Raw genomic sequence first — 7,500 nt, forward strand, 5'->3', positions numbered from 1 at the left:
CCCTTGCTAGCCAGTTTGGCTGAATCGGATGGCTGGCGTATAGCGTCTTGGGTAATTGCTTCTGTCGCACTCGTCATGGTGCCAATGGTTGCGATGCTGATGCGAAATCACCCTAGCGATAAAGGGCTATTCGCTTATGGGGCGACTGTAGCTGATCGAGAGCATGTCGCTCCGGCACAAAATCCGTTTCGGGCGGCAATGAAAGGGCTTCACACAGGTCTTCGTTCTTTTGATTTCTGGTTGTTGGCTGGCAGCTTTTTTATTTGTGGCTTGTCTACGAATGGTTTGATCGGAACTCATTTTATTGCTGCCTGTATGGAGCATGGTATTCCAGCAGTTACTGCCGCTAGTCTGCTCGCTATGATTGGGATTTTTGACATTATTGGAACGACTTTTTCTGGATGGCTGTCGGATCGTTACAATAATCGCTGGCTGTTGTTCTGGTATTATGGACTTCGCGGTCTTTCCTTGATGTTTCTTCCTACTGCGCTGTCATCTTCGACATTTAGTTTGGGGTTGTTCATCGTCTTCTACGGTTTGGACTGGGTTGCCACAGTTCCTCCGACAATGAGATTGACGACCGATATTTTTGGCAGAGAGCAAGCAGGGATTTTGTTTGGATGGATACTGGCGGCCCATCAATTGGGAGCAGCAGTAGCTGCTTACGGTGGTGGAGTCGTCTATACGGTATTGAACAGCTACTTCTTTATGTTTATTGTCGCAGGAGCATTTTGTCTGCTCGCTTCTTTTATGGTGATGAGAATTGGAAGGAACGCGCTCAGCGTAGATGTTTCCCGGAATATGTAACGGTAAAAGCGCAAAGTTAACCCCCAAGGATTCAGTACCTTGGGGGTTAGTTTTACGCAAGAGGAGCCAGCGGAAGAGAGATGCGGAAAATGGCACCGCATAACGCGCCATTTTCAACTTCAATCCGGCCATGTGAACGCTCAATGATTGCTCTGGAAATAGCCAATCCTAGCCCTACCTCGCCATTTTTCCCTTTGACAAAGCGGTGGAACAAATGAGGCAGCAAATCTTCCTGGATGCCTGCTCCATCATCAATAACATGAACGATTACAAAATGTTTCCCGACTTCCACATCGATGACGATCTTTTCTCTGGCGTGTCGTAACGCATTGCCAATGATGTTGAGAAAAGCCTGGAGCACCTTTCCCTCATCTATATGAACAATGTCGGGAGTAGTGGCGGCACGAATTTGAATGGAAATCTTTTTTTGCAGCTGGAGTGGATGAAGTCGCTCAATTGCGCGGTTCACCAACTCCGCTGCCGAATGATCGGAGGGACGAAACAAATTTTCTTCACTCTCAAGCTTCGCCAGCAAAATGATTTCGGTAACGATATGCTTTAAGCGATTTGTTTCTTCTACGATAACATCCAATCCTTTTTGTGCCGCTGCCTCTGCGAAAACACCATCGCGTATTCCTTCCGCATATCCTTGAATCGACATGAGTGGAGTCTTTAATTCGTGTGAGGCGTTCTGTAAAAATTGCCGCTGAATTTCATGAAAGCGATCAAGCTCCTGCGCCATAGAGTAGACACTCTCTGCTACTTCTGCAATCTCCCCACGGGCCGGGACAAGCTGGACGTCAGAGAAGCGTCGAAACTGTATTTTTTTGATTTCTGTGGTCAGTTTGTTCAATGGTCGCACCATGCTGCGTGTGATAAAAAAACTGAGCAAAATCGTTGAAACAGCCCCGATGCATACGATCAGCAACATATTTGTCGTGAGTTCCATTCGCACATCTTTCAGCCCGCGAACTGGTGATGCGAGGATAAGGCGCTGCTTTTCATCGTTTTTAAGAGGAAGATTGACAACGACATAGTCGTCTTGGCCAATGATCCAGATGTTCTTATCTTGCCGTTTCTCCGCTTTCCGTTCCAAGGCTTGCAGCCAATCGTTTACATTCGAAGAAGGCAAGGTGGTATAAAGCACTTTCTTCTTTTTACCGATCAATAGCAACTCTACCTTGCGATTGGACACGAGCAGCTTGTCCAGCTCGGAGATGTCCGCATCTGTAATTTTTTGATCGGCAAGAGTCGTTTTTTCAATCCAGAACTGGCCTTTTAGCGTCAGTTCCTTCTTTTGCTGGGCAATTAAATGGTCGAGCAAAAAAGAATTGATCAGAACAGCAGATATTCCGGTCACCAGGCAAAGGAGCAGCGCGAACATCAAGGTGATACGCAACTGGATATTCATCCTTCGTTTGGCCCCTCCATTTTGCGCAAGCGATAGCCGAATCCCCAGACTGTCTCTAGCGGAATGTGATTCAATTTTTTGCGTATGCGGCGGATCAAATCATCGACGACACGGTCGCTGCCAAAATAGTCGTAGCCCCAGACGAGCGTCAGCAATTCATCTCGGGAAAAAGCCCGATCCGGATTCTCTGATAGCAGGCTGAGCACCTGAAATTCTTTTGCAGTCACTTCTACCTCGTGCCCCAGCGAATAGACGAGTCGTTTGTCTTTATCCAAAACGAGAAGACCTTCTGGAGCAGAGTTTTTACCTGGTGCTGGCGCCGCTACAGAGGCGAGTCCCGATTGTGAAGCAGGTTGACGCATATGTTCCCAACGTTTTAAAGCACGATTGACGCGCGCTACCAGCTCACGCGGGCTAAACGGCTTGGTTAAATAATCATCGCTGCCAAGCTCCAATCCGAGTATTTTGTCCACTTCCTCATCACGAGCAGAAATCATGATGATAGGCGTTTCAGATTCCGCGCGGATGCGACGGCAAAATTCATATCCGTCAATACCGGGCAACATGATGTCTAAAACCCAAAGGTCAGGGGGAGCCTGTTCTTTTAGAAAAAAGGCTTCCTCTGCCGATCCTACGGCATCTATCAGGTAGCCTTCTTTTTGCAAATAGGCGGCAACAATCTGGCGAATGTTCACATCATCATCAACTATGGCGATACGAAAGTCTTTCATCGGGGTTCCTCCGCAGGGCTTATCTTCACAAGCTATTGTACAACAGTTTTTTCTCCGATCCGTTTCCAGCGCGGTTTTCCCATACTTTTCCCACACTTTTTTGCAAGCCTTACAGCTTTGTAAGATCCATGCAAGGCAAATCGATGGGAGAGACGCTTGGAAGCTTGTACAATCAAGGTAACAAACAAACGGAGGGGATACACCATGAGAAAACTAATGAAGATAGCCGTGCTGTTCTTCGGACTGCTGATCGACACCAAAACAATGATTCGCACCTCCGATTTGGAAATGATCGTTAAGCTGTAATGGTTTCGTTCAGCATTATCCAATGAATCAGAGCGGCAGGGCGTCGGGTATCCGGCGTCTTTTTTGTTTTGAAAAAGATGAACATGAATATGTCGATCGAGAGGCTCGCAGAATGGCAAGGGCAGGGGAGAAGTGCCATCGGCGGGTTGACTTTTAAAACATTACATATAATATTGTATTGAAAAGGATCAGGACTCGTATAGGAGAGTGAGTGTTATGTCAGAAAAAAAGGCGTTGTGGACGAAGGATTTTGTGATCCTGGCGCTCTCCAACTTTATGCTGTTTGTCGCTTTTCAGATGCTTCTGCCCACCCTTCCCGTATATGTGACTGATATGGGCGGAGATCAACTGGCGGTAGGGCTTGTCATCAGTCTTTTCACTGTGTCAGCGCTGCTTGTGCGTCCGTTTGCCGGGAAAGCGCTGGATACGATCGGGAGAAAGCCAGTCCTTTTACTCGGCTTGGCGATTTTTCTGCTGGCGGTTGCAGGCTACTATTGGATGGTCAGCGTGGCATTGGTGTTGGCGATTCGTTTTTTGCACGGGATCGGTTGGGGAATCGTCACGACGACTTACGGAACCATTGTGTCTGATATCATTCCTCGGGAACGCAGCGGAGAAGGTATGGGCTACTTCGGGATGTTCAGCAATTTGGCGATGGGCTTCGGTCCGCTTCTGGGGCTGTGGGTTTCGCAAAACTGGGGATACGGCTGGCTTTTTGCCATCTCAGCAGGCTTGACTGCGTTAGCGATGATACTGTCGCGCCTGGTAAAATTCAAACCGATTGTTCCTGCGAAAAAACAGCAAGGCAGCGTGTTAAGCGGGCTTTTGGAAAAGGCAGCGCTGTTTCCGTCCTTGTTGAATTTGTTGATCGGAATTATTTACGGAGGAATCGTCAGCTTTATTACTTTGTTCGGGATTGAGGTCGGAATCGCCAATATCGGGTTGTTTTTCTTGTTCAATGCGATTGCACTGATGGCGGTTCGGCCTTTGGCTGGGAAGTTGTTCGATCGCAAGGGACCTGTGTGGATTTTGCTTCCCGGTGGAGTTATCCTGGGCGGCGGATTGCTTATGCTGTCGTACAGTACGACTGAATGGCAGATGATCCTTGCTGCGATATTGTTTGGTATTGGTGTTGGCGGTGTGCAGCCTTCCTTGCAGGCGTGGACGATCAAACGTGTCGATCCGACCAGAAGGGGCGCGGCTACGGGGACGTTTTTCTCGGCATTTGATTTGGGGATCGGCGGTGGTGCCATGATTTTGGGGGCGATCGCCAAAATGACCAGCTTTGCCGTGATGTATCGTTATTCATTAGTAGCGCTCGGACTTTACTTGTTGATTTACCTCATTTATTTGGCCCGGCAAGGCAAAAAGACTGCTATGTCCGAATCGATTTCTTCTTGAGATCGGTTCGGCTTTTTTTATTTTTGCATAAGAAAAGCGGGTATGGCAAAACATAAGTGAATGTAAAACAGCTATGGAATAAAATGGTGTGTCGATGCTGCCGTAAAAGCGGAGCGAAAAACTGAGAAAAACAAGGGGAATCGATTGATTCGACTGGAATTTTTGGACGTGCCCTCTTTCTATATGGTATAATAACGTATTGTGATAACCAGTTGGAGGTTTACCGTTTATGGCAGAAGAAACTGCTCGGTTTCCCAAAGTCGATATTAGCCAAGAAATGAGAGAGTCGTTCATCAGCTATGCGATGAGCGTTATCGTCAGTCGCGCGCTGCCTGATGTTCGCGACGGTTTGAAGCCTGTGCACAGGCGTATTTTGTATGCCATGCATGATATGGGTCTTACTCCTGACAAAGCGTTCCGTAAATCGGCAAACGTAGTCGGGGAAGTAATGGCGAACTATCATCCGCATGGTGACTCTTCCATCTATGAAGCGATGGTAAGGATGGCTCAAGATTTTAATATGCGTTATATGCTCGTCGAAGGGCAAGGAAACTTCGGTTCTGTTGACGGTGACCCGGCAGCGGCCATGCGTTATACAGAGTCGCGTTTTTCCAAGCTGGCATTGGAGCTTCTGCGCGATATTGATAAAGAGACAGTTGATTTCACGCCTAACTACGACGGGCGCAAGGAAGAGCCTGTAGTCTTGCCTTCTCGTTTCCCGAACCTGCTTTTGAACGGTGCGTCGGGGATTGCCGTAGGGATGGCAACCAATATTCCGCCGCATAACCTGACGGAAGTCATTGATGGCGTCATTGCCATGATCGACAGTCCGGATATTACGGTTCAAGACTTGATGAAAATCATCAAAGGCCCGGATTTCCCTACAGCGGGAGAGATCCTTGGGGTAAGTGGCATTCGTCGTGCTTACGAAACGGGTCGAGGCTCAATTATCATGCGAGCGAAAACCCAAATTGAAGAGGAAAAGGGAAAACCGCGCATTATCGTGACGGAAATTCCTTATCAGGTAAACAAGGCAAGACTCGTTGAGAAGATTGCGGAGCTTGTCCGGGAAAAGAAAATCGAAGGCATTACCGATTTGCGGGATGAGTCTGACCGTAAAGGTATGCGCATCGTAATGGAGCTTCGCCGCGATGTCATTCCGAAAGTTGTGTTGAACAATCTGTTCAAGCATACGCAAATGCAGACTACTTTCGGTGTGAACATGCTGGCATTGGTCGATGGTCGCCCACGCGTTCTCAATCTGCGTGAGATGTTGTATTACTATCTGCAGCATCAACGCGTCATTATTCGCAGAAGGACCGAATACGATCTGAAGCAGGCTGAAGCGCGCGCTCATATTTTGGAAGGCTTGCGCATTGCCCTGGATCACATCGATGAGATTATCAGCCTGATTCGTTCTTCGCAAACAACGGAAGAAGCTCGCGAGGGGCTGATGAGCAACTTCGCTCTGAGCTACGAGCAGGCACAAGCGATTCTCGATATGCGTCTGCAACGCTTGACAGGGTTGGAGCGCGAGAAAATCGAGAACGAGTATCAGGAGCTGTTGGTGAAGATTGCGGAGCTGCGAGCTATTCTTGCTGATGAAGCCAAAATCTACGCGATTATTCGCGAAGAGCTGGGCGAAATCAAGGAGAAGTTCGGAGACGAGCGGCGCACGGCCATCGCTTTTGATGAAAATCATATCGAAGACGCTGATTTGATTCCGGAAGAGGATGTCGTGATTACGCTGACTCATGACGGATATATCAAACGTCTGCCTGTATCCACTTATCGTTCACAAAAACGCGGTGGACGGGGCGTTCAGGGATTGGGAACGAAGGATGACGACTTTGTTGAACATCTGTATATTACCAATTCTCATGACTACATCATGTTCTTCACAAGCAAGGGCAAGGTGTACCGTCTGAAAGGCTTTGAGATTCCAGATCTCAGCCGCACGGCAAAAGGCACTCCGATCATCAATCTGATCCAGATTGAAAAAGGGGAGCGGGTCAGCGCGGTCATTCCAGTCAAGGAATTTGATCATGAGCGATTCCTGTTCTTTGCTACAAAGAAAGGGATTATCAAGAAAACCACGCTGGAATCGTATGAGAACATTCGCAAAGGCGGACTGATTGCAGTCAATCTGCGCGAAGACGATGAGCTGATTGGTGTTCGTTTGACTGACGGGAAACAAGAGATCATTATGGGTACGCAAAAAGGGATGTCTGTGCGTTTTAACGAGGGTGACGTGCGGACAATGGGACGCAACGCAACCGGCGTGAAGGGAATTACGCTTGACGACGATGACAATGTCATTGATATGGACGTCATCAAGCCAAACGCGGAAGTTCTCATCGTAACGGCAAACGGTTACGGCAAACGGACTCCTGTTGAGGAATACCGTATTCAGTCGCGCGGTGGTAAAGGGATCAAGACGCACAATGTCACGGAACGCAGCGGGCATGTAGTCGGCCTGAAAGTGGTGGAGCCAGAAGAAGATTTGATGATTATCACCACTTCCGGTATTATCATCCGCACGGAGATGAAGGGTATCTCTGTAATGGGACGTTATACGCAAGGCGTGAAGCTGATCCGTCTGTCTGAAAACGAACAGGTAGGTTCAGTAGCCAAATGCCCACCGAATGAAGATGATGACGATCTGGAGGACATGGAAGAAGCGGTTGACGGAGTTGACGCTCCATCCAATGTGGAACCAGACGATCACGAACCAACAGAAGAATAATGCCAAGATCATGAATGGAGCGCTCCGAGTTTTGTGGGGCGCTCTTTTTTGAACAGAAAGTTTGCCCAAACTGTTACTTTATTCCTGCAATTGGTTTG

Annotated in this window: 5 protein-coding genes (1 of these 5 only partly in view); 3 read left to right on the forward strand and 2 right to left on the reverse strand. The window is 48.1% G+C overall.

The genetic code is table 11. The features are described from left to right. A protein-coding gene (locus tag NST23_RS00170) for an MFS transporter (protein ID WP_242773382.1) crosses the window boundary here: on the forward strand, window positions 1-807 show its 3' portion. Its footprint begins 468 nt before the window's first position; 807 of the gene's 1,275 nt are visible here — the last part of the coding sequence; its start codon lies off the left edge, out of view; it ends in the stop codon at window positions 805-807. A gap of 52 nt (window positions 808-859) precedes the next feature. On the opposite strand, the gene NST23_RS00175 is transcribed toward NST23_RS00170, so the two are convergent. Both NST23_RS00175 and NST23_RS00180 read right to left on the reverse strand, forming a co-directional pair. Beyond that, window positions 860-2,218, reverse strand: coding sequence for a sensor histidine kinase (locus NST23_RS00175; RefSeq protein WP_340962936.1), 1,359 nt, complete (start codon window positions 2,216-2,218; stop codon window positions 860-862). Further along, window positions 2,215-2,949, reverse strand: coding sequence for a response regulator transcription factor (locus NST23_RS00180; RefSeq protein WP_217023455.1), 735 nt, complete (start codon window positions 2,947-2,949; stop codon window positions 2,215-2,217). Before NST23_RS00180 ends, NST23_RS00175 begins: the two co-directional genes overlap by 4 nt. Window positions 2,950-3,471: 522 nt before the next feature. Here NST23_RS00180 and NST23_RS00185 point away from each other — a divergent pair. Next, a complete protein-coding gene (locus NST23_RS00185; RefSeq protein ID WP_173598258.1) occupies window positions 3,472-4,656 on the forward strand; it encodes an MFS transporter in 1,185 nt (394 codons plus the stop codon). A 229-nt stretch (window positions 4,657-4,885) separates the two neighbouring features. After that, entirely contained in the window at window positions 4,886-7,402 is a 2,517-nt protein-coding gene (gene gyrA, locus NST23_RS00190; protein WP_173598259.1) for a DNA gyrase subunit A, read from the forward strand. Window positions 7,403-7,500 lie beyond the last annotated feature (98 nt).

The organism is Brevibacillus sp. FSL K6-0770 (assembly GCF_038000275.1).
Classification (GTDB): domain Bacteria; phylum Bacillota; class Bacilli; order Brevibacillales; family Brevibacillaceae; genus Brevibacillus; species Brevibacillus parabrevis.

Coding starts and splice junctions, on each gene's coding strand:
- NST23_RS00175 (WP_340962936.1), bottom strand. CDS start 2,218: ATGAATATCCAGTTGCGTATCACCTTGATGTTCGCGCTGCTCCTTTGC.
- gyrA (WP_173598259.1), top strand. CDS start 4,886: ATGGCAGAAGAAACTGCTCGGTTTCCCAAAGTCGATATTAGCCAAGAA.
- NST23_RS00185 (WP_173598258.1), top strand. CDS start 3,472: ATGTCAGAAAAAAAGGCGTTGTGGACGAAGGATTTTGTGATCCTGGCG.
- NST23_RS00180 (WP_217023455.1), bottom strand. CDS start 2,949: ATGAAAGACTTTCGTATCGCCATAGTTGATGATGATGTGAACATTCGC.